Annotated in this window: 19 protein-coding genes; 12 read left to right on the forward strand and 7 right to left on the reverse strand. The window is 63.0% G+C overall.

Annotated features, from left to right (window positions below):
- Nucleotides 1-62: 62 nt before the first annotated feature.
- From QEN71_RS02565 to QEN71_RS02580, 4 genes are read right to left on the reverse strand one after another with little or no spacing between them, the layout of a single operon-like run.
- Nucleotides 63-854, reverse strand: coding sequence for a metal ABC transporter permease (locus QEN71_RS02565; RefSeq protein WP_201650728.1), 792 nt, complete (start codon nucleotides 852-854; stop codon nucleotides 63-65).
- Nucleotides 847-1,788, reverse strand: coding sequence for an ABC transporter ATP-binding protein (locus QEN71_RS02570; RefSeq protein ID WP_201650727.1), 942 nt, complete (start codon nucleotides 1,786-1,788; stop codon nucleotides 847-849). Before QEN71_RS02570 ends, QEN71_RS02565 begins: the two co-directional genes overlap by 8 nt.
- Nucleotides 1,785-2,723, reverse strand: coding sequence for a metal ABC transporter solute-binding protein (locus tag QEN71_RS02575; protein WP_201650726.1), 939 nt, complete (start codon nucleotides 2,721-2,723; stop codon nucleotides 1,785-1,787). The genes QEN71_RS02570 and QEN71_RS02575 overlap by 4 nt, the downstream gene beginning before the upstream one ends.
- 46 nt (nucleotides 2,724-2,769) lie before the next feature.
- Nucleotides 2,770-3,261 carry a Fur family transcriptional regulator gene (locus QEN71_RS02580; RefSeq protein ID WP_201650725.1) on the reverse strand — a complete coding sequence of 164 codons (492 nt, stop codon included), beginning with the start codon at nucleotides 3,259-3,261 and terminating at the stop codon, nucleotides 2,770-2,772.
- Nucleotides 3,262-3,560: 299 nt separating this feature from the next.
- Here QEN71_RS02580 and QEN71_RS02585 point away from each other — a divergent pair, with 299 nt between their 5' ends.
- The 7 genes from QEN71_RS02585 to QEN71_RS02615 all read left to right on the forward strand — a co-directional run bounded on the left by QEN71_RS02585 (nucleotide 3,561) and on the right by QEN71_RS02615 (nucleotide 11,690).
- Entirely contained in the window at nucleotides 3,561-4,343 is a 783-nt protein-coding gene (locus tag QEN71_RS02585; RefSeq protein ID WP_201650724.1) for an L-iditol 2-dehydrogenase, read from the forward strand.
- An 88-nt stretch (nucleotides 4,344-4,431) separates the two neighbouring features.
- The gene (locus tag QEN71_RS02590) at nucleotides 4,432-5,754 is read left to right on the forward strand and encodes an ABC transporter substrate-binding protein (RefSeq protein ID WP_201650723.1); all 1,323 of its coding nucleotides are present in this window, start codon (nucleotides 4,432-4,434) and stop codon (nucleotides 5,752-5,754) included.
- Nucleotides 5,755-5,992: 238 nt separating this feature from the next.
- The gene (locus QEN71_RS02595) at nucleotides 5,993-6,931 is read left to right on the forward strand and encodes a carbohydrate ABC transporter permease (RefSeq protein WP_201650722.1); all 939 of its coding nucleotides are present in this window, start codon (nucleotides 5,993-5,995) and stop codon (nucleotides 6,929-6,931) included.
- On the forward strand, nucleotides 6,928-7,794 hold the full coding sequence (locus QEN71_RS02600; RefSeq protein ID WP_201650721.1) for a carbohydrate ABC transporter permease: 867 nt from the start codon (nucleotides 6,928-6,930) through the stop codon (nucleotides 7,792-7,794). Before QEN71_RS02595 ends, QEN71_RS02600 begins: the two co-directional genes overlap by 4 nt.
- Nucleotides 7,791-8,483, forward strand: a complete 693-nt coding sequence (locus QEN71_RS02605; RefSeq protein ID WP_201650720.1) for an HAD family hydrolase — start codon at nucleotides 7,791-7,793, stop codon at nucleotides 8,481-8,483. The genes QEN71_RS02600 and QEN71_RS02605 overlap by 4 nt, the downstream gene beginning before the upstream one ends.
- A gap of 63 nt (nucleotides 8,484-8,546) precedes the next feature.
- Nucleotides 8,547-9,656, forward strand: coding sequence for an ABC transporter ATP-binding protein (locus QEN71_RS02610; protein WP_201650719.1), 1,110 nt, complete (start codon nucleotides 8,547-8,549; stop codon nucleotides 9,654-9,656).
- 252 nt (nucleotides 9,657-9,908) lie between these two features.
- Nucleotides 9,909-11,690: a tetratricopeptide repeat protein gene (locus tag QEN71_RS02615; RefSeq protein ID WP_201650718.1), complete on the forward strand. Its 1,782-nt coding sequence runs from the start codon at nucleotides 9,909-9,911 to the stop codon at nucleotides 11,688-11,690.
- Here QEN71_RS02615 and QEN71_RS02620 read toward each other — a convergent pair.
- The 3 genes from QEN71_RS02620 to dalD all read right to left on the reverse strand — a co-directional run bounded on the left by QEN71_RS02620 (nucleotide 11,685) and on the right by dalD (nucleotide 15,841).
- Entirely contained in the window at nucleotides 11,685-12,656 is a 972-nt protein-coding gene (locus tag QEN71_RS02620) for a sugar-binding transcriptional regulator (RefSeq protein WP_201650717.1), read from the reverse strand. The two genes, QEN71_RS02615 and QEN71_RS02620, sit on opposite strands and share 6 nt — an antisense overlap.
- 122 nt (nucleotides 12,657-12,778) lie before the next feature.
- Nucleotides 12,779-14,263, reverse strand: coding sequence for a xylulokinase (gene xylB, locus QEN71_RS02625; RefSeq protein ID WP_201650716.1), 1,485 nt, complete (start codon nucleotides 14,261-14,263; stop codon nucleotides 12,779-12,781).
- Between the two features lie 171 nt (nucleotides 14,264-14,434).
- Nucleotides 14,435-15,841 (reverse strand): D-arabinitol 4-dehydrogenase, encoded by a 1,407-nt coding sequence (gene dalD, locus QEN71_RS02630; RefSeq protein ID WP_201650715.1) that lies wholly within the window; start codon nucleotides 15,839-15,841, stop codon nucleotides 14,435-14,437.
- 593 nt (nucleotides 15,842-16,434) lie between these two features.
- Here dalD and QEN71_RS02635 point away from each other — a divergent pair.
- The 5 genes from QEN71_RS02635 to QEN71_RS02655 all read left to right on the forward strand — a co-directional run bounded on the left by QEN71_RS02635 (nucleotide 16,435) and on the right by QEN71_RS02655 (nucleotide 22,229).
- Nucleotides 16,435-17,457 (forward strand): AraC family transcriptional regulator, encoded by a 1,023-nt coding sequence (locus QEN71_RS02635; protein WP_201650714.1) that lies wholly within the window; start codon nucleotides 16,435-16,437, stop codon nucleotides 17,455-17,457.
- Nucleotides 17,458-17,546: 89 nt separating this feature from the next.
- Nucleotides 17,547-18,500, forward strand: coding sequence for a substrate-binding domain-containing protein (locus QEN71_RS02640; protein WP_201650713.1), 954 nt, complete (start codon nucleotides 17,547-17,549; stop codon nucleotides 18,498-18,500).
- Between the two features lie 69 nt (nucleotides 18,501-18,569).
- Nucleotides 18,570-20,117, forward strand: a complete 1,548-nt coding sequence (locus QEN71_RS02645) for a sugar ABC transporter ATP-binding protein (RefSeq protein ID WP_201650712.1) — start codon at nucleotides 18,570-18,572, stop codon at nucleotides 20,115-20,117.
- Nucleotides 20,104-21,105: an ABC transporter permease gene (locus tag QEN71_RS02650; RefSeq protein ID WP_201650711.1), complete on the forward strand. Its 1,002-nt coding sequence runs from the start codon at nucleotides 20,104-20,106 to the stop codon at nucleotides 21,103-21,105. The genes QEN71_RS02645 and QEN71_RS02650 overlap by 14 nt, the downstream gene beginning before the upstream one ends.
- Before the next feature lie 44 nt (nucleotides 21,106-21,149).
- Nucleotides 21,150-22,229: an alcohol dehydrogenase catalytic domain-containing protein gene (locus tag QEN71_RS02655; protein WP_201650710.1), complete on the forward strand. Its 1,080-nt coding sequence runs from the start codon at nucleotides 21,150-21,152 to the stop codon at nucleotides 22,227-22,229.
- The last annotated feature ends 40 nt before the right edge of the window (nucleotides 22,230-22,269 follow it).

Genomic DNA, 22,269 nt, shown 5'->3' on the forward strand with positions numbered 1-22,269 from the left:
CGAAGTGCTAAATGCAAAACGGGGTGGCTCTAAGAAAGCCACCCCGTTTTTTTAAGCGTACTTCAACGCCTCATGTGCTGCGCCAGCAAACTCGCGCCGTAGACCAGCGCCGCGAGCAGCGTGATCCAGAAGCTCGTCGGCCAGTCGGTATAGAAGGCGAGCGTCACGCCGATCCACGCCTGCGCGAGCGCAAGCAGCGCGGCGAGCACGAGTCCGACGGACAGACGCGTCGACAGATTCTGTGCGGCGGCTGCCGGTCCGACCATCAGCGTGAACACGAGTAGCACGCCGACGATCTGCGTGCACGCGGCCACGGCGAGCGCCGCGATCGCGAGAAAGAGCACCGACACGAGCCGCAGCGACACGCCTTTCGCTTCCGCCAGTTCCGGCTGAAGCGAAGCGAACAGCAACGGACGCATGATCGCGGCCAGCGCGATCAGACTGACGACGCCGAGCGCCGCGAGCACGGCCAGCGTCGACGAACTGACGCCGAGCACGTTACCGAACAGCAGCGCCGTGACCTGCGTCGCATACGCGGTGAAGAAGTGCAGAAACAGCAAGCCGAAGCCCAACGCGAGCGACAGAATCACGCCGATGGCCACATCGCGTCCCGCGAGCTTTTCGCCGAGCGCGCCCATGCCGACGCCCGCCGCGAGCGTGAAGCCGATCATCCCCCAGATCGGCGAAATGCCGATCAGCACCGCGCCCGTCGCGCCCGTAAAGCCGACGTGCGACAGCGCGTGTCCCGCGAAGGTCTGCCCGCGCATCACGAGGAAGTAGCCGACGATGCCCGACAGCACGGCCACAATCCCCGACGCCGCGAAGGCGTTCACCATGAAATCGTATTCAAACATCGTGCGTGTGTCCGTCGCGTGACGCGTGGTGGTGGGTGTGCTTCGCGTCGTGCGCGTGGCCGTGCGAATGTCCGTGGCCGTGCGGCTCGCCATGCTGATGGTCGTCGTCTTCGTGTTCGTGATCGTGCTTTTCGACGTCGAAGTCGCCCGACATCACGAAGATGCGGCCGTTCACGCGCATCACGTCGATGGTCGAGCCATAGAGGCGCGAGAGCACCGGCTTCGTGATCACTTCATCGACGGTGCCGAGCGCTGCTACGCCATTGCCGAGATACAGCACGCGATCGAGCGCATGCAACAGCGGATTGAGTTCGTGCGCGGAGAACAGCACGGCGATGCCGAGTTCCTGCTGCACGCGCTTGACCAGTTCAACGACGGTTTTCTGATGATGCGGATCGAGGCTGATCAGCGGTTCGTCGAGCAGCAGCAGACGCGGATTGCCGAGCAGACATTGCGCGAGCAGCAACCGCTGACGCTCTCCGCCCGACAGCTCTGACAACGGACGCGCCGCGAGCGCGCTGCCGCCGACCAGTTCCAGCACGCGGTCGACATCGGCGCGAGCCTTGGCGTCCGCATGCGGCAAACCCCAGCGATGTCCGTCCGCCGCCATCGCCACGAAGTCGCGCCCGCGCACGCGTCGGCCGGCGAGCGCGCTGCGCGTCTGCGGCATATAGCCGATCGACGGATTGCCGCGCATGACGGGTTCACCGAGCACGCGCACCGTGCCGCTCGCCGCTGGAACGAGGCCGAGCACCGAGCGCATCAGCGTCGTCTTGCCCGCGCCGTTCGGCCCGAGCACGCCGATGAATTCGCCCTGGTTGATCGTGAAGCTGGTGTCGCGCAGGATCGTGCGGTCGCCGAGTTCGAGCGTCACGCGATCGAGGTCGAGCACGGGTGCCGTGTCCGACGATCCCTGGCGGCGAGGCATGTTCATTGAGTCTTTCCCTTGTTCGCGCTGCCCGCATTGCCAGCGTTGCCGGCGGCGAGCGCGTTGCCGAGCGCGTCGAGTTGCGCCAGCATCCATTGCTGGTAGTTCTTGCCGGCCGGCTGCGTCTCCGTCACGCTCATCGTCGGTACGTGCGATTGCTGCGCGAGTTTCAGCATGCGTTTGGTCAGGGCCTCGGTTGCCTGGCTGTTATAGATCAGAACGCTCACGCGCCGCTCGCGAAGGTCGCGCTCGAACGCGGCGATGTCCGACGCGCTCGCTTCCGTGTCGTTCATCGCGGCCAGCTGGAAACGCTGGTTGCGCATGTCGAGGCCGATCGCATCCGACATGTAGCCGAACACCGGCTCCGTCGCCGTCACGCTCACGCGCGCGTACTGGCTGCGCAGCGCGGCGACCTTGTCGTCGATCGGCTTGAGCGAGCCGAGAAACTTCGCGAGGTTCGCATCATACGCCGCCTTGTGCGAAGGATCAGCCGACGCCAGCGCCGCGCTCACCGCGCGCGCGACGGCGGGCATCGTCGCCGGGTCGTACCACAGATGCGGGTTGTCGCCGCTCTTCTTGCCGACCAGTTTCGCCGCGACGATCGTCTTGCGCTTGTCGTTCTTCGACGCGTTCAACAGCTTCGTCATCCACGGATCGTAATCGGCGCCGTTGTAGACCACAAGGCTCGCGTGCTGCAACGCGCGCGCCGTCTTCGGGCTTGCTTCGAACAGATGCGGATCCTGATCCGGATTGCTGAGAATGCTCGTCACGTCGACGCGATCGCCGCCCAGTTGCTGCACGACGTCGCCGTAGAAATTCTCCGCGGCGACGACGGGAATCTTTGCTTCCTGCGCGTGCGCGGCGTGGCCGAGCGCGAAGGCGAAAACCGTCGACGCGGCGGCGCGCGTCAGAAACTTCCACATCGAATTGTTGTTCTTCATCGGGATGACCTGTTGCTCGAGAGGTGTCGGGGTTGAAGGGAGGGCGTCAGGCGTGGCCGTGCTTGCAGGCGGCGCACAGTCCGCTCAGCTCGACGACCTGGTGATGCACTTCGAAACCGTGCGCGGGGGCGCTGTGCGACAGCTGCGCGGCGAGGCCGTCGCCGGGAATCTCGACGGTTTCGCCGCACGCGTCGCACATCAGGAACTGGCTCTGATGCGGCTCGCCCATCTGGCAGCACGCGAAAAACGCATTTTTCGATTCGATCCGATGCACGAAGCCATGCTCGACGAGAAAGTCGAGCGCGCGATACACGGTGGTCGGCGGCACGCGGCCGCGCTGCGGCTCCAGCGCGGCCAGCAGATCGTATGCGCCGACGGGGCGCTCGCTCTGCGCGATCAGCGTGTAGACCTGGCGACGCAGCGTCGTCAGCGCGAGACCGCGCTCGGCGGCGAGCGCATCGGCGCGCGCGAGCTTGTGCGCGAGCCGGTCGGCGTGATCGGCGGAAACGTCGGGGTGAAGATCGGATGAGCGGGCCATCGCACGAACTCCGGCAGCGTCGGATTGAACGAGGTCGCAATGATATAACGTATCTCGAAAAATTGTCATTGCCCGTTGCAAAGTCATCGCCGATTCTTAAGAAGACAGCCGTAGACGAGCTTTTTCGCGCTGCCGCGCTGCACCATCGAAATTGCGCGACGCGCCTTGACATGACCGGACGCGTATCCGATCATTCGATCACAACGAGAGCAATTGCTCGATCAACGAGCGTTAGCTCATGGTGAATCGAAGCATCGATCGAATAACCAAACGAATAACCAAACGAACCGGAGACAGTGGTGACAGCCCGACTGCAAGGCAAGGTGGCGATTCTGACGGGCGCGGCGAGCGGTATCGGCGAGGCAGTGGCCCGGCGGTATCTCGAGGAGGGCGCGCGCTGCGTGCTGGTCGATGTGAAGCCGGCCGGCGACTTTGCGCATGCGCTGCGCGAAACCGACGGTGAGCGCGTGCTCACTATCAGCGCAGACGTCACGAAGCGCGAAGACATCGCGCGCATCGTCGAGCAGACGGTGCAGCGGTTCGGCCAGATCGACATTCTCTTCAACAACGCGGCGCTGTTCGACATGCGCCCGCTTCTCGACGAATCCTGGGACATCTTCGACACGCTCTTCGCGGTCAACGTGAAGGGCATGTTCTTTCTGATGCAGGCCGTCGCCCAACGCATGGTCGAGCAGGGCCACGGCGGCAAGATCATCAACATGTCGTCGCAGGCAGGCCGCCGCGGCGAGGCGCTCGTGTCGCATTACTGCGCGACCAAGGCGGCCGTGCTCAGCTATACGCAGTCGGCGGCGCTCGCACTCGCGCCGCACCGGATCAACGTGAACGGCATCGCGCCCGGCGTCGTCGATACGCCGATGTGGGAACAGGTCGATGCCCTTTTCGCGCGTTACGAGAACCGGCCGCTCGGCGAGAAGAAGCGTCTCGTCGGTGAAGCGGTGCCGCTCGGCAGGATGGGGCTGCCGGCGGATCTGACGGGGGCGGCGCTGTTCCTCGCATCGTCCGATGCGGATTACATCACCGCGCAAACCCTGAACGTCGACGGCGGCAACTGGATGAGCTGACCGTCATTCACTACGGCAACCGCTACCCGGCGCACACGCATCCGCCGATCACGTACCAACACGAAAGTACGAATAAAGGAGACAAACGATGAAGCCAACCTGCAAACCCGCGCTCAACGTATTTGGCGCCGCGGCGCTCGCCTGCGCTGCCTTCAGCGCCAACGCGGCGACCGTGACGATCGCGACGTTGAACAATCCGGACATGATCGAGTTGAAGAAGCTGTCGCCGGCATTCGAAAAAGCGAATCCCGACATCAAGCTCAACTGGGTGATTCTCGAAGAAAACGTGCTGCGTCAGCGCGCAACGACGGACATCACGACAGGCAGCGGCCAGTTCGACGTGATGACGATCGGCGCGTATGAAACGCCGCAGTGGGGCAAGCGCGGCTGGCTCGCGCCGCTCACGAACCTGCCCGCCGATTACGACCTGAACGACGTCGTGAAGACGGCGCGCGACGGTCTGTCGTACAACGGCTCGCTGTACGCGCTGCCGTTCTACGTCGAAAGCTCGATGACGTATTACCGCAAGGATCTGTTCGCGGCGAAGGGCCTGAAGATGCCCGACAACCCGACCTACGACCAGATCGCCCAGTTCGCCGACAAGCTCACCGACAAATCGGCGGGCACCTACGGCATCTGCCTGCGCGGCAAGGCTGGATGGGGCGAGAACATGGCGTACGTGACGACGCTCGTGAACACGTTCGGCGGCCGCTGGTTCGACGAGCAATGGCACGCGCAGCTGACCACGCCGGAATGGAAGAAGGCGGTTTCGTTCTACGTCGATCTGCTGAAGAAAGACGGCCCGCCGGGAGCCAGCTCGAACGGCTTCAACGAAAACCTCACGCTGATGTCGTCGGGCAAGTGCGCGATGTGGATCGACGCGACGGTCGCGGCCGGCATGCTTTACAACAAGCAGCAATCGCAGATTTCGGACAAGGTCGGTTTCGCGGCCGCGCCGACGCAAGCCACGCCGAACGGCTCGCACTGGCTGTGGGCGTGGGCGCTGGCGATTCCGAAGTCGTCGAAACAGGCCGACGCGGCGAAGAAGTTCATCACGTGGGCGACGTCGAAGCAGTACATCGAAATGGTCGCAAAGGATGAAGGCTGGGCGTCGGTGCCGCCGGGCACGCGTCAGTCGACGTATGCGCGCCCCGAGTACAAGCAGGCCGCGCCGTTCGCCGATTTCGTGCTGAAGGCCATCGAAACGGCTGATCCGACGCATCCGACCGCGAAGCCGGTGCCTTACACGGGTGTGCAGTTCGTCGGCATCCCTGAGTTCCAGTCGTTCGGCACGGTGGTCGGTCAGAGCATTTCGGGTGCAGTAGCAGGCCAGATGTCGGTCGACCAGGCCTTGGCAGCCGGTAACGCGACGGCGGATCGCGCTGTCAAGCAGGCCGGCTACCAGAAGTAAGCGTCCAGTTATACCGACGTAACACCCGCAGTGAAATTGGCACGCCGTCTGCTTGACCCCACGCGGACGGCGTGTCCAAGACCCAGCCCGTAGCCTCTCAGGGAAGCAGCACACCCGGCCGGAACGTTGCACAACGCCGGCTGACAGTGCGAGGTAACTGCATCGTCAGCCGGACTCCTGGCAGCACAGCGAGCCGCACGCCCCCGCGACCCGCGCACTACCGAAGAGGTGGTCCATCATGCGTCAACACTTGCGTCTACCCCTCATGCATGCCGAACCCCAAACCGAACACGAGCGCGAAGCGCGCAAGGCCGCGCATGCGCGCTGGCTCGTAACGCCGTCCGTCGGCGTTCTCGTCCTGTGGATGGCGATTCCACTCGCGATGACCATCTGGTTTTCGTTCTCGCGCTACAACCTGCTGAATCCGGATGAAAAAGGGTTCACGGGTCTCGACAATTACAAATATCTCGCCAGCGATCCGTCCTTCTTGCCGTCGATCGTCCATACGTTGCAACTGATCGTCGCGGTGCTGCTGATTACCGTGGTCGGCGGCGTGCTGCTCGCGGTGCTGTTCGACCGCAAGTTCTACGGGCAGGGCATCGCGCGATTGCTGGCCATCGCACCGTTCTTCGTGATGCCGACGGTCTCCGCGCTGATCTGGAAGAACATGATCCTGCATCCGGTCTACGGCCTAATCGCCGACGGCATGCGCGCTGTCGGGCTCGCGCCGATCGACTGGTTCGCGGTGTATCCATTGACGTCAGTGATCATCATCGTCGCGTGGCAGTGGTTACCGTTCGCGTTCCTCATTCTCTTCACGGCGATCCAGTCGCTCGACCAGGAGCAGAAGGAAGCCGCGAAGATCGACGGCGCAGGTCCGTTCGCGATGTTCTTCTTCATCACGCTGCCGCACCTGAAACGCGCGATCGCCGTGGTCGTGATGATGGAAACCATTTTCCTGCTGTCGATCTTCGCCGAAATCTACACGACGACGGGCGGCGGTCCGGGCAACGCGACGACCAACCTGTCGTACCTGATCTACGCGCTCGGCCTGCAACAGTTCGACGTCGGCCTCGCATCGGCAGGCGGGATTCTCGCCGTGGTGCTCGCGAATATCGTGTCGTTCTTCCTCGTGCGCATGCTCGCGAAGAACCTGAAAGGGGAGTACGAAAAATGAGCCAGGTTGCCGCTACACCTGTTACGACGAACGTGTCGAAGGTCAATTCGCCGTTCGCCATCATTCGACGCAGCATTCCGGGCATTCTCGCGTGGATCATCGCGCTGCTGCTGTTCTTCCCGATCTTCTGGATGACCATTACGGCATTCAAGACGGAGCAGCAGGCCTACGCGTCGTCGTTGTTCTTCACGCCGACGCTTGAGAGCTTCCGCGAAGTGTTCGCGCGTAGCAATTACTTCGGCTTCGCGTGGAACTCGATCCTGATCTCGGTCGGCGTCACGCTGCTGTGTCTGATTCTGGCCGTGCCGTGCGCGTACGCGATGGCCTTCTTCCCGACGCGCCGCACGCAGAAAGTGCTGCTGTGGATGCTCTCGACGAAGATGATGCCGTCCGTCGGCGTGCTGGTGCCGATCTACCTGCTGTGGAAGAACAGCGGTCTGCTCGATACCGTCAGCGGTCTGGTGATCGTCTACACGCTGATCAATCTGCCGATTGCCGTGTGGATGTCGTTCACGTACTTCGCCGAAATTCCGCGCGACATTCTCGAAGCAGGGCGTATCGACGGCGCAGCGACGTGGCAGGAGATCGTCTATCTGCTGATGCCGATGTCGCTGCCGGGGCTCGCATCGACGGCGCTGCTGCTCGTGATCCTGTCGTGGAACGAGGCGTTCTGGAGCATCAACCTGTCGAGTTCGAACGCCGCGCCGCTGACGGTGTTCATCGCGTCGTATTCGAGTCCTGAAGGGCTGTTCTGGGCGAAGCTGTCGGCGGCGTCGCTGCTGGCTGTCGCGCCTATCCTGATCGTCGGCTGGGTGTCGCAGAAGCAGCTGGTGCGTGGTCTTACCTTCGGGGCGGTCAAGTGACGGAGACCCGACACGCAGACCGCGCGTTGATCTGCGACTGCGACGGCGTGCTGATCGACAGCGAAGCCATCGCCGCGAAGGTCATCGTGCAGGAGCTGGAAACGCGCTGGCCGGGCCTCGACATCGCGCCCGTCGTGATGCCGCTGCTCGGACTGCGCACCGAGCGCGTGCTGCAAGGCGCGGCCTCGGCGCTCGGCATGACGCTCACGCCCGGCGATATCGACGCGATCCGCATGACGGTCGGCGCGTCGGCGATCAAGGCGCCGATGGTCTCAGGCATCGACGCAGCGCTCGCGCAGATCTCGCTAAAGAAGGCCTGCGCGAGCAACAGCGATCGCGGCTACGTCGAAGCGGTGCTCGAACGTACGGGCCTCGTGAAGTTCTTCGGCAACCGCCTGTTTTGCGCGGACAGTGTCGAAGCGCCGAAGCCCGCGCCCGATGTTTATCTCGCCGCGGCGCGCGCGATCGGTGTGAATCCGGAAGCGTGTCTCGTGATCGAGGACAGCGTGGCGGGCGTGACGGCGGCGACATCGGCGGGCATGACGGTGTATGGCTTTATCGGCGGCGGGCACGCGAGCGACGAACAGGTCGACACGCTGCGGCAGCTCGGCGCGCAACATGTATTCGACGACATGAAGCTTTTGCCGGAACTGGTCGCGCAATGGCTGCATCGCGTGACCGTGACATAGGCGTGGCTTGAAGCCGCGTTCGGCAAATCGATTCAACGTAGCAGGGAAATACGGAGACACATCATGGCAAGCGTAACGCTGCGCAACATCAGAAAGGCCTACGACGACAACGAGGTGATGCGCAACATCAACCTCGACATTCAGGACGGCGAGTTCGTCGTGTTCGTGGGCCCAAGCGGCTGCGGCAAGTCCACGCTGATGCGGATGATTGCCGGCCTCGAAGACATCACGGGCGGCGACCTGCAGATCGACGGCACGCGCATGAACGACGTGCCGCCCGCCAAGCGCGGCATCGCGATGGTGTTCCAGTCGTACGCGCTGTATCCGCACATGACGCTGTACGACAACATGGCATTCGGTCTGAAGCTCGCGGGCACGAAGAAGCCCGAGATCGACGCCGCCGTGCGCAACGCGGCGAAGATCCTGCACATCGACCATCTGCTCGAACGCAAGCCGAAGCAGCTGTCGGGCGGCCAGCGTCAGCGCGTGGCGATCGGCCGTGCGATCACGCGCAAGCCAAAGGTGTTTCTGTTCGACGAACCGTTGTCGAATCTCGACGCCGCGCTGCGCGTGAAGATGCGCCTTGAGTTCGCGCGTCTGCACGACGAACTGAAGACGACGATGATCTACGTGACGCACGATCAGGTCGAAGCGATGACGCTCGCGGACAAGATCGTCGTGTTGTCGGCGGGGAATCTGGAGCAGGTCGGCAGCCCGAACACGCTGTATCACGCGCCGGCGAACCGCTTTGTTGCTGGCTTCATCGGCTCGCCGAAGATGAACTTCCTCGAAGGCATCGTGCAGTCGGTGTCGGCGAACGGCGTGCTCGTGAAGTTCGAGACGGGCGAGACGCAACTCGCGCTGGTCGAGCCGGGCCGCGCGAAAGAGGGCGACAAGGTGACAGTCGGCATCCGCCCCGAACATCTGCATGTCGACATGCCCGACTACGGCGTGTCGGCGCGCATCATGGCCGTCGAGTCGCTCGGCGATGCGGCTTATCTGTACGCCGAAAGCAGCGTCGCGCCGGATGGTTTGATCGCGCGCATTCCGCCGCTCGAACGGCATGAGAAGGGTGCGACGTTGCGTCTCGGCGCATCGCCCGATCATTGCCATCTGTTCGACAGCGACGGCAACGCGTTCCAGCGCAAGATCGTCGAAGTGCTGGCGGCCTGATTCGCTGAACTGCATCGATAAAAAGCGCCGTTGCATTCGCTGCAACGGCGCTTTTCTTTATTGCGGACTCGGACTTGTCCGATAGTTCAGCGCCTTATCCCATATCAAAATTGTGCATCGTCTGACAGTGCGTGCCTGAGCCGTTCTTCAGGTGGCGCTGCCGGTTCTTCGTCCATTCCGTCCGGCGCACGTCTTCCGCGCGATTGCTCGTCAGATCGCGCGAAACCAAACGTGCGGCCGACTCAAGGCGCCATGCACAACGCTTCTCCTCTTACTCACGAACACGCCGTTCCCGCATCGGTTGCAGAGCGCGCGCTCGCGTTCCATCGCGCGGGCGAACTCGATCGCGCCGAACACGCGTATCGCGCGCTGCTCGACACCCAACCCGACGACGCCAACACGCGCTACATGCTTGGCGTGCTGTATCTGCAGCGGCAGGACGTCGAGCGCGCGATCGAATCGTTCGATGCATCGCTCGCATTGCAACCCGATCACGCCGACTGTCTGAACGATCGCGGCATCGCGGCGCTTTCGCGCGGCGACAATGAAGATGCAGCGAACTTCTTTCGCAGAGCCGTCGAATGCGCGCCGCACGATGCGCTCGCGCATTGCAATCTCGGCAAGGCATTGCGTCTTCTCTCGAAGCCTGAAGATGCGCTCGCCAGCTTTCAGAAGGCGCTCGCGCTCGATGGGCATTTCTTCGAAGCGGCGCTCGGCAGCGCGGACGCGCTCGAAATCCTCGGGCGTCCGCATGAAGCCGTGGCCGCCTACGAACGCGCCGCGCGCCATGCACCCGACGATATGCGCGTGTTGCTCGGTCTTGGCCTGACGCTGAACGCGGCGCGTCGTCACACCGAAGCCGTGACGTATTTCGAACGCGCGTTGCAGCAGGAGCCGGAAAACGCGCAGGCATTGTTCGGCATCGCCTTCGCAGTCGATGCCCAGATGAATTTCGACGATGCCGTGATCCGCTACAAGCGCGCGCTCGAAGTCCTGCCGAATTCGGCGACGCTGCATAACAACATCGCGTTCACGCTGACCTGCATGTCACGCTACGACGAAGCCGACGAACATCTTCGCCGCGCCATCGAACTCGCGCCGGATGTATCGAATGCGTACAAGCTGCTTGGTATGTCCGAACTGCGGCGCGGCAATTTTCGCAAAGGCTGGACGTACTACGAGCATCGCAAGACGACGGCGAGCGGCCAGCGCGAGTATCCGCCACTCGATTTGCCCGAATGGAAGGGCGAGCCGCTCGACGGCAAGCGCTTTCTGCTGGCGCGCGAACAGGGCGCGGGCGACCAGTTGCAGTTCGTTCGATACGCCGGCGTGCTGCACGATCTGGGCGCGACCGTCGACGTGTGGACGAGCGGCGAACTCGCGCCGCTATTCGCGCGCATGCGCGGCGTAAATCGTGTGTTGACGGAAGCGCCGACGGGCGGCTACGACTATTACTCCCGGATGATGAGCGTGCCCACGTCGCTCGCCGACGACGCGATTCCGCATGCCGTGCCCTATCTGTCGGTGGATGAGTCACAGGTCGACGCGTGGCGCGGGTTGATCGGGAAGGCGGCGGGTTCGAGCAGGAAAGTCGGGCTGGTGTGGGCGGGCAATCCGCACCATTACCTCGACGTCTATCGTTCGGCGCCTCTGGCGGCACTCGAACCGCTCGCGTCGGTGCATGGCATCGCGTGGTTCGCGTTGCAGAAGGGCGCGGGAGAGGCGCAACTGGATGGCGTTGCGCATCGCTGGCCGATCTGTGCGCTTGGTCAGTTGCTCGACAGCTTCCACGCGACGGCGGCCGTGATCGAGTCTCTGGACCTCGTCATTACCGTCGATACATCCGTCGCGCATCTGGCGGGCGCGCTCGGCAAGCCCGTGTGGGTGCTGCTACCGAAGCAGGCCGACTGGCGCTGGACGATGTCGGGCGACACCACGCCGTGGTATCCGACTGCGCGCCTGTTCCGGCAGCAGGTATTGGGCGACTGGACGCCCGTCGTCGAATCGGTGCGCCGCGCGCTCGAAGCGCTATAAGCGCGACGCCGGTCCGCCTTCGTGATTCAGCGCGGCGCGCGCGCACAACTCGTCGGTCACGAGCCCGGACAGCCAGCCGCCCTTCAACGCGGCAATCACCGCATTGCGCTTGCGTTCGCCGCCCGCGAAACCGATCACGGGACGCTTCGGCGGCGAATCGAGATTCAGGCTCGTCACCCGGCGGCCAGTCGGCGATTCGACGCGTGCGCCGCTCGCGTCGATAGGCAGGCCGAGCAGTTCGGCCACCGCGCCGAGCGACACCAGTTCTTCCACTTCATCCGACGTGATGAAGCCGTCTTCATGCAGCGGGCAATGCAGCCCGATATTGCCAATCCCCACGAACGCGACATCCGCTTCGCCCGACAGCGATTCGACGATCCGGTACAAACGGTGATTGCACCATTGCGCGCGCTCCGCTTCGTTATCGGCGATCAGCGGCGCGGGCAGCAGGAAATGCTTGCCGCCCGTCTTCTCGGAGATGTGCAGCGCGACGTCGTAGCGATTCGACGAGCCGTCCTGCGCAATCGCGCCGACCATCGACACGAGCCGGTGTTGCGGCCGCTCCAGTTGCCCGACCTGATCGACGACGGCCTTCAGCGTCCGGCCGCTGCTGACGGCGACGACCATCGGCCGTTCTTCGCCGAGATAGCGCTCCATCACCTGCGCGCCCGCGACCGCGAGCTTGCGGTCGATCTCTTCGGGCTTGTCGTTGTCGACGGGAACGACTTCGCACATCGACAGGCCGTAGCGCTTCGACAGCTGATCCGCCAGCGACAGACAGTCCGCGAGCCGATGATCGACGCGCACACGGATCAAATTCTTCTCGACGGCGAACGCGACGAGCCGCTGCGCGACGGGCCGCGAGACCTGCAGTTTTTCCGCGATCTCGTTTTGCGTGTTGCCCGCGACGTAGTAGAGCCAGGCGGCGCGGGTCGCGAGATCGAGCTTTTCAGTGGACTTGGGCACGATGTTGGCGGTCAGGAATGCGCCGAAGCGCGTAACACCAGGAAGCCCGCGTCGGGCGTTCTGGTGCGCTGCATGCTGTGACGTTCATCGCCGTCTGCTGCACGTTCAATGCGCGCGTTGCTTTACGCCGCGTTCGCTTCGCGCGCGGGCGCGAACATCGGCTTCACATGCCGGTACAGCGCACGATAACTCGCGAGCCGCTCGCGCAGCACGGCATGTCGCTGCGCGTTCGGCGTGAATTCGATTTCGACGGGCGGCTTGGTCAGCACCTTCGCGGGATCGCCGCCTGCCGCGAGCCAGCCCAGACGCGCCGCGCCGAGCGCCGCGCCCGTTTCGCCGCCGCCATGCTTGCGCGTGGTCGTGTTCAGCGAATCGGCGAGCAGTTGCGCCCAGTAGTTGCTGCGCGCACCGCCGCCCAGCAGCGACAGCGCATTTACTTCGGTGCCCGCCGCGCGCAACGCGTCGAGGCCGTCGGTCAGCGCGAGCGTCACGCCTTCGAGTACCGCATAGCCGAGCAACGCGCGATCGGTGGCGTGCGTCATGCCGAAGAACACGCCCTGCGAATACGGATCGTTGTGCGGCGTGCGCTCGCCCGACAGATACGGCAGGAACAGCGGCGCGGTGACGAGCGCTTCGTCGGAGAGTTTTTCGACTTCGGCGAGCAGCGTCGGCTCGTCGGTCGATGTGAGCTTGCACACCCAGCGCAGACAGCTCGCCGCCGACAACACCACGCTCATCTGATGCCAGCGATCGGGGATCGCGTGACAGAACGCGTGCACAGCCGACTCGGGATTCGGCCGGAAGCTGTTGCCGATCACGCACAGCACGCCCGACGTGCCGAGCGACACGAAGCCGTCGCCCGGTTGCGTCGCGCCGATGCCGATTGCGCTCGTCGCGTTGTCGCCGCCGCCCGCCGCCACGACGACGGGTTCGCGCAAGCCGAGTTCTTCCGCCAGCTCGCGCCGCAGCACGCCCGACGACGCGCTGCCTTCCGCGAGACGCGGCATGTGCGAGCGGTTCAGATCGCAAGCCGCGAGCAGCGTGTCGGACCAGTCGCGCTGCGCGACATCGAGCCAGAGCGTGCCGGCGGCGTCGGACGGATCGGAGACCTTGTCGCCCGTCAGTTGCAGGCGCAAATAATCTTTCGGCAGCAGCACACACGCGGTCTGCCGGAAAATCTCCGGCTCATGACGCGCGACCCACAGCAGCTTCGGCGCGGTGAAGCCGGGCATCGCCAGATTGCCGGCGATCTTGTGCAGGTCCGGCGCGCGTCGATACAGCTCGTCGCATTCCTCGACGGCGCGCATGTCGTTCCACAGGATCGCGGGACGCAGCACGCGATCTTCGCTGTCGAGCAGCACCGCGCCGTGCATCTGTCCCGACAGCCCGATGCCGCGAATCTGCGCGAACTGTTCGGGAAAGCGGCCGCGCAGCGCGAACAGCGCTTCGCGTGTGCCTTGCCACCAGTCGGACGGATTCTGCTCCGACCAGCGCTGATGCGGCCGCGAAACGGTGAATGGAGAACCTGCCGTGCCGATCACGCGTCCATCGGAGGCGAGCAGCAGAACTTTCACTTCGGACGTGCCGAGGTCGATGCCGAGATACATGGGCGCGAAACCTTCGTCGGTAGGAGATGCGCTACTTTAGCCGCATGCTGCGTGCGATGCCATGCGCAAAAGACCTGGCGGATGGCATGGTTCGAACGCGGCGATCAATGAGAGCGGCCGCGCGTGAACGGAGTCCATGCGCGGCCATGTCGCTACGAGTGTGAAGCTGCGTTATTTGCCCCGCTTGGCAAGCCACGCATCGACGCGGCCGAGCGCCGACCGCACGACGTTTTCCAGCGAAGCCATGCCCGCCATGCTGCCCCACAGCAGCCGGTCGGCGCAGAACGCCTGCACGGGATCGGCGGCCTTGAAGAAGCCGCGCGCGACGCCTTCGTCCATCACGCCGTCCTGATACGTGTACGGCAGCTTGCCCTGTTGCCAGCGATCGAGAAAGCGCAGGAACAGCGCGGGCAGCATCGCCGTCGCGTTCGGCTCGGCCTTGCGCGCGAAGCATTCGGATAGCGTCGGCGCGATGAAGCCGGGAATCTTCGAGAAGCCATCGGCGGCGACACGCTGATTCGTGTCCTGGATATACGGATTGCCGAAGCGTTCGAGCACGACGTCGCGATACTTCGCGAGATCGAGCGGACTGGGCGTGAGGCACGGAATCACGTCCTGCGTCACGTAGTCGTGCGCAAACTGGCGGATCTCGGCGTCGAGCGTGCCTTCGTGGATATACGACAGGCCGACGAGCGTGCCCGCCCATGCGATGCAGCTATGCGTCGCGTTGAGAATGCGGATCTTCGCTTCTTCGTACGGGAGCACCGACTCGACGAGTTCCGCGCCGACCTGTTCCCACGCGGGACGTCCGGCGATGAAGTGATCCTCGATCACCCACTGGATAAACGATTCGCCCATCACCGGGCAGGCGTCGTCGAAACCGGTCGCGGCCTTCACGCGCTCGCGCACGTCGGGCGTCGGACGCGGCGTAATGCGATCGACCATCGAGTTGGGACATGCGGTGTTCGCATCGAACCACTGACGCAGCGCAGTCGCGCCGCGTCGTTCGAGAAACTGCGTCATGCCTGCCTTGAACCGGTCGCCGTTGCTGCGCAGGTTGTCGCAGGTCTGCAGCGTGACGGGACCGGCATTGCGCTGCATGCGCGCTTCGAGAATCGCAGCGAGCGCGCCGTAAATCGTGGTGCGCGCGCCGTTCAGATCCGCGGCGAGATCGGGATTAGCCGTATCGAGCTTGTCGTGCTCGTCGAGGTAATAGCCGCCTTCCGTGACCGTGAACGCGATGATCTTGCACGCGGGGTCGGCGCCCGCTTCGACGAGCGCATCCAGATTCGCCGACCACGGCACGACGCGTTCGATCGAGCGGATCGTTTCGTACGCTCGCTCGCCTTGCGGCGTGACGGTTTCGAGCGTGTAGACGCCGTTCTGCGCAGCGAGCGCATCGGCGACGGCATTCATGTCGCTGCGGATATTGCCGACGGTCAGCGACCAGTGCGGATCGTTGGGCTTGCGCGCTTCGTTGAGCCGGTGCAGATACCAGGCCTGGTGCGCGCGATGGAATGAGCCTGCGCCGATATGCAGGATCACCTGCCTGCTTGCGCCGCTTTCGCCGCTGTTCATATGCGTCTCCTGTGTCGGCCGGAGTTCGTGCGTCGAGCGTCTTGCTCCGGTCCCATGCTGGTTTTGAAAATCTTGTGCGCACGGTCTTTCGCGTGCGTTCCTTCGGATAAGTCTAGAAGCTGTCTCGACGTTGTGAACCCAACGTTTGAATTGAAGAGCATTTGCTCTTGACGTGAACTAATGATCGTATCCGCTCGATTGAATGTCAAGGCGAAGGACACGGCTTTTTCGTGGCGCAGCGCGACGGGGCGGGCCTGTGCAGCGCATGTGACGCTCGCGCCGCGTCTTGCCGGACATGCGCTTGCGAGGCTGTTGCATTGCATCAAATTTGACAATGAAAGCGCCAGGATTAACCCGAATGCAAAAAAGTATCGGTCGGCGGTCTCATTTCTAGTGGCCTCTATTGCGTCCGGGGTCTAACTTTCGGTACACACAACAAGAGCAACAACAGCGACGCAGACACAGGAGGAAGACAGATGAAGGGCTTCGTCATGCCGGTTACCTCGTTGCACGCGCATCAACATGCAGCTCCGCTTGCGGGTTGCGTGGAAAGCGCGCAGCCGGGCCTTTGAGCCGCGCGTCAGGAGACCGACGTGCAACCCGATCTCGAACTGGTCACCGTACGCCGCGACGAATCGTTCAAGGCGTGGTATCACGGCTTCCCGTACCGCACGGTGCGCTGGCACTTTCATCCGGAATTCGAAATCCATCTGATCGTCGCGACGACGGGCAAGATGTTCGTCGGCGATTACATCGGTCCGTTCGCGCCGGGCAATCTCGTGCTGATGGGCCCGAACCTGCCGCACAACTGGGTCAGCGAAGTGCCCGAAGGCGTGACGATCGAACAGCGCAATCTCGTCGTGCAGTTCCCGCAGGACTTCGTCGCGCATTGCACGGAGAGCTTCCCCGAGTGGCGCACGCTCGAAGCGCTGCTCGCCGATTCGCGGCGCGGCGTGTCGTTCGGTCCGCAAACCAGCGCGAAAATCCAGCCGCTCTTCATGGAATTGCTCGACGCGCGCGGCCTGCGCCGCATCGTGCTGTTTCTGTCGATGATGGAGATCCTGCTGAACGCGACCGACCGCGAACTGCTCGCGAGCCCCGCGTATCAGATCGACCCGACGAGCTTCGCGTCGACGCGCATCAATCACGTGCTGTCGTATATCGGCAAGAACCTGTCGTCCGAGTTGCGCGAATCGGAACTCGCGCAACTCGCGGGCCAGAGCGTGAGCGCGTTCTCGCGCTACTTCCGCCGGCACACAGGTTTGACGTTCGTGCAGTACGTGAACCGGATGCGCATCAACCTCGCGTGCCAGCTGCTGATGGACGATGACCTGAGCGTCACCGACATCTGCTACAAGGTCGGCTTCAACAATCTGTCGAACTTCAACCGGCAGTTTCTCACCGCGAAAGGCATGGCCCCGTCGAAGTTTCGCCGCTTCCAGCAACTGAACGACGCGAGCCGCGTCGCTTCCGAAGCGGCGGCGGCGCTCGGCAAGGGCATCGCCAACGCGCCCTCGATCGTGCCGGCCGCGCAAACCCAGGTTCATGCGCACGGCCAGCCGCGCGCCGCGCCAGCGGCGTATCCGCCTTCCGGTCCGCCGATCCTGACGACCTAGGGCACCTCAGCAATCCCGACGTTTCACCTGCTCATCGCGCTGCCAGACAGCGCGAGGGAAGCACTCATCCTCAAAAACGGAGACAAACCATGACGCACAGCCATTCATCGCATCAGTCACGCACCTTGCGCGTTCGCGCAACGCTGGCCTTCGCCGCCGTGATGCTCGCCGCGCCGCTGTTCGCGCCCGCCACCGCGAACGCCGCGCCGCTGAAGATCGGCATGACGTTTCAGGAGCTGAACAATCCGTACTTCGTGACGATGCAAAAGGCGCTCAACGATGCCGCCGCATCGATCGGCGCGACCGTCGTCGTCACCGACGCGCATCACGACGTGAGCAAGCAGGTCAGCGACGTCGAAGACATGCTGCAAAAGAAGATCGACATCCTGCTCGTGAACCCAACGGATTCGACGGGCATCCAGTCGGCCGTGACGTCGGCGAAGAAGGCGGGCGCCGTGGTCGTCGCCGTCGATGCAAACGCGAACGGTCCCGTCGATTCGTTCGTCGGCTCGAAGAATTTCGACGCGGGCCAGATGTCGTGCGAATACCTCGCGAAAGCGATCGGCGGAAGCGGCGAAGTGGCGATTCTCGACGGCATTCCCGTCGTGCCGATTCTCGAACGCGTGCGCGGCTGCAAGGCGGCACTCGCGAAGTTCCCGAACGTAAAAGTGGTCGATACGCAGAACGGCAAGCAGGAACGTGCGACGGCATTGTCCGTCACCGAGAACATGATCCAGGCGCATCCGAACCTGAAGGGCATCTTCAGCGTGAACGACGGCGGCTCGATGGGTGCGTTGTCCGCGATCGAATCGTCGGGCAAGGACATCAAGCTGACGAGCGTCGACGGCGCGCCGGAAGCGATCACCGCGATCCAGAAGCCGAATTCGAAGTTCATCGAAACGTCCGCGCAATTCCCGCGCGACCAGATTCGCCTCGCGATCGGCGTGGCGCTCGCGAAGAAGTGGGGCGCCAATGTGCCGAAGGCGATTCCCGTCGACGTGAAGCTCGTCGACAAGGACAACGCGAAGGGCTTCAGCTGGTAAGCAGGGCGTTGACGATGCAGCGGCGTTTTCGATTTCGGTTAAACGCCGTTGCGTGAACAGGAAAACGCGATGGACACGATCCTCAAACTCGACAACATCACGAAGAGCTTTCCGGGCGTGAAGGCGCTGCAGGGCATTCATCTCGAGATCGCGCGCGGCGAAATTCACGCGCTGCTCGGCGAAAACGGCGCGGGCAAGTCGACGCTGATGAAGATCCTCTGCGGCATCTATCAGCCCGACGACGGCACGATCGTGATCGACGGCGAAGCGCGGCACTTCACGAACTATCACGACGCGGTGGCGGCGGGAGTCGGCATCGTGTTTCAGGAATTCAGCCTGATTCCGTATCTGAACGCCGTCGAGAACATGTTCCTCGGACGCGAGTTGCGTAATCGCTTCGGCATGCTCGATCGTTTGAAAATGCGCCGCGCGGCCGCGGAGATTTTCGCGCGGCTCGGCGTCGCGATCGATCTGTCCGTGCCGATTCGCGAACTCTCCGTCGCGCAGCAGCAGTTCGTCGAAATCGGCAAGGCGTTATCGCTGAATGCGCGCATTCTGATTCTCGACGAACCGACGGCGACGCTCACGCCTGCCGAAGCCGAGCATCTGTTCACGATCATGCGCGACCTGAAGAAGCAGGGCGTCGCGATGATTTTCATCTCGCATCACCTCGAAGAAATTTTCGAAGTGTGCGATCGCATCACGGTGTTGCGCGACGGCCAGTATGTCGGCATGACGGATGTCGCGCAGACGGACGTGAGCCGTCTTGTCGAGATGATGGTGGGACGCAAGATCGAAAGCAGCTTTCCGCCGAAGCCGACGCTTCCCGCCGATGCGAAGAACGTGCTCGAAGTGAACGCGCTGCAATTGCACAAGGACGGTCCGACGAACCGCTTCACGCTGCGAGAAGGAGAAATACTCGGCTTCGCGGGACTGGTCGGTTCGGGGCGCACGGAAACGGCGCTCGCGGTGATCGGCGCGGACGCGGCGCACGTGAAGGACATCCGCATCAACGGCGCGGCGGTGAATCTGTCCGATCCCGCCGATGCGTTGAAATCCGGTATCGGCATTCTGCCCGAGAGCCGCAAGACGGAAGGGCTCATCACGTCGTTCTCGATCAAGCAGAACATTTCGATCAACAACCTCGGCAAGTACCGCACGGGACGCTTCTTCATCGATCACGGCAGCGAAGCGAAAGCGACGGCCGACATCATGAAGCGCGTCGGCGTGAAGGCGCCGACTATGCATACGGAAGTCGCGACGCTCTCGGGCGGAAATCAGCAGAAAGTGGTGATCGCGCGCTGGCTGAATCACCACACGAACATCCTGATCTTCGACGAACCGACGCGCGGCATCGACGTCGGCGCGAAAGCGGAAATCTATGTGCTGATGCGCGAACTCACTGCGCGCGGCTACTCGATCATCATGATTTCGTCGGAACTGCCGGAGATCGTCGGCATGTGCGATCGCGTTGCCGTGTTCCGGCAAGGGCGCATCGAAGCGATGCTCGAAGGCGACCAGATCGAATCGAATGCCGTGATGACTTATGCAACGGCTGGTGCAACCGCTGGTGCATCAACCGGCAATCGTGGAGCAACACAGCATGAACACGCCTAACTCTTCTCCCAAGACTTCGACGGTCGCATCCGATACGCCGGGCGCGCCGTTTCGCCTGAACTGGGCGAGCATCAAGCGCTCGACTTTGTTCTATCCGTTCATCGGTTTGCTCGTCGTGTGCATCGTGATGGTGTTCGCGAGCGACAGTTTTCTGTCGGCGGCAAATCTGGAAAACGTGCTGCGTCAGGTATCGATCAACGCGATCATCGCCGTCGGCATGACGGCCGTGATTCTGACGGGCGGCATCGATCTGTCCGTTGGTTCCGTGATGGCGCTGTCGGGGACTTTATCCGCAGGGCTGATGGTCGCAGGACTCAACGGCGTCGCGGCGATCGTGATCGGCATTGCGGTGGGGCTCGGCTTCGGCGTCGCAAATGGTTTCTTCGTCGCGTTCGCGGGCATGCCGCCCATCATCGTCACGCTCGCGACGATGGGCATCGCGCGCGGTCTCGCACTGATCTACACGGGCGGCTATCCGATCGACGGTTTGCCGGAATGGGTCAGCTTCTTCGGCAGCGGCAAAGTGTTCGGCATTCAGGCGCCCGTGCTCATCATGCTCGTCGTCTACGCGATCGCGTGGCTGCTGCTCGAACGCATGCCGTTTGGTCGCTACGTGTATGCGATAGGCGGCAACGAACAGGCGACGCGTCTGTCAGGCGTGCGCGTCGCGCGCGTGAAGCTGATCGTTTATACGCTCGCCGGTTTGACGTCTTCTTTCGCGGCCATCGTGTTGACCTCGCGTCTGATGAGCGGCCAGCCGAATGCGGGCGTCGGTTTCGAACTCGATGCAATCGCAGCCGTGGTGATGGGCGGCACGTCGATCTCGGGCGGACGCGGCTCGATCATCGGCACGCTGATCGGCGCGCTGCTGCTCGGCGTGCTGAACAACGGCCTCAACATGGTCGGCGTGAATCCGTATGTGCAGAACGTGATCAAGGGCGGAATCATTCTGCTCGCGATCTACATCAGCCGCGAACGCAAGAAGTGAATTCTCCTCTCCTCTGTTCTCCACTTTTTAAGCAGGGCAATGCAATGACCACAGAAAGAAACATGACGGCGATCGTGTGTCACGCGCCGGAAGACTATCGTGTCGAACGCGTGACGAAACCGCAGGCGCGTGCGCATGAACTCGTGATTCGCATCGCCGCATGCGGCATCTGCGCGAGCGATTGCAAGTGCCATTCCGGCGCGAAGATGTTCTGGGGCGGACCGAGTCCGTGGGTGAAAGCGCCCGTGATTCCGGGCCATGAATTCTTCGGTTATGTCGAAGAAATCGGCGAAGGCGCGGAAGAACATTTCGGCGTGAAGAAGGGCGATCGCGTGATCGCCGAGCAGATCGTGCCTTGCGGCAAGTGCCGTTATTGCAAATCCGGCCAGTACTGGATGTGCGAAGTGCATAACATTTTCGGCTTCCAGCGCGAAGTCGCGGACGGCGGCATGGCCGAATACATGCGCATTCCGCCGACGGCCATCGTGCACAAGATTCCTGACGGCATCTCGCTCGAAGACGCCGCGATCATCGAACCTCTGGCATGCGCGATTCATACGGTGAATCGCGGCGATATTCAACTGGACGATGTCGTCGTGATCGCGGGCGCGGGCCCGCTCGGCCTGATGATGACGCAAGTCGCGCATCTGAAAACGCCGAAGAAACTCGTCGTGATCGATCTCGTCGACGAGCGTCTCGAACTTGCGCGCGAATATGGCGCGGACGTGACGATCAATCCGAAGAGCGACGATGCGCTCGCCATCGTCAAGTCGCTGACGGACAACTACGGCTGCGACGTCTACATCGAAACGACGGGCGTGCCGGCGGGCGTGAATCAGGGCATGGACCTGATTCGCAAGCTCGGGCGTTTTGTCGAGTTTTCGGTGTTCGGTGCGGAGACTACAATGGACTGGTCGATCATCGGCGACCGCAAGGAACTCGATGTGCGCGGTGCGCATCTCGGCCCTTACTGCTACCCGATTGCGATCGATCTGCTGGCGCGCGGACTTGTCACGTCGAAAGGCATCGTCACGCACGGCTTCTCGCTCGAAGAATGGGACGAAGCGATCAAGGTCGCGAATTCGCTCGATTCGATCAAGGTGTTGATGAAGCCTGCCCGATAGCCGGATAGTTCGCCCGTCATTCGAAAAATACACAGTGCGC

The organism is Paraburkholderia sabiae, assembly GCF_030412785.1.
GTDB classification, from domain to species: Bacteria; Pseudomonadota; Gammaproteobacteria; order Burkholderiales; family Burkholderiaceae; genus Paraburkholderia; species Paraburkholderia sabiae.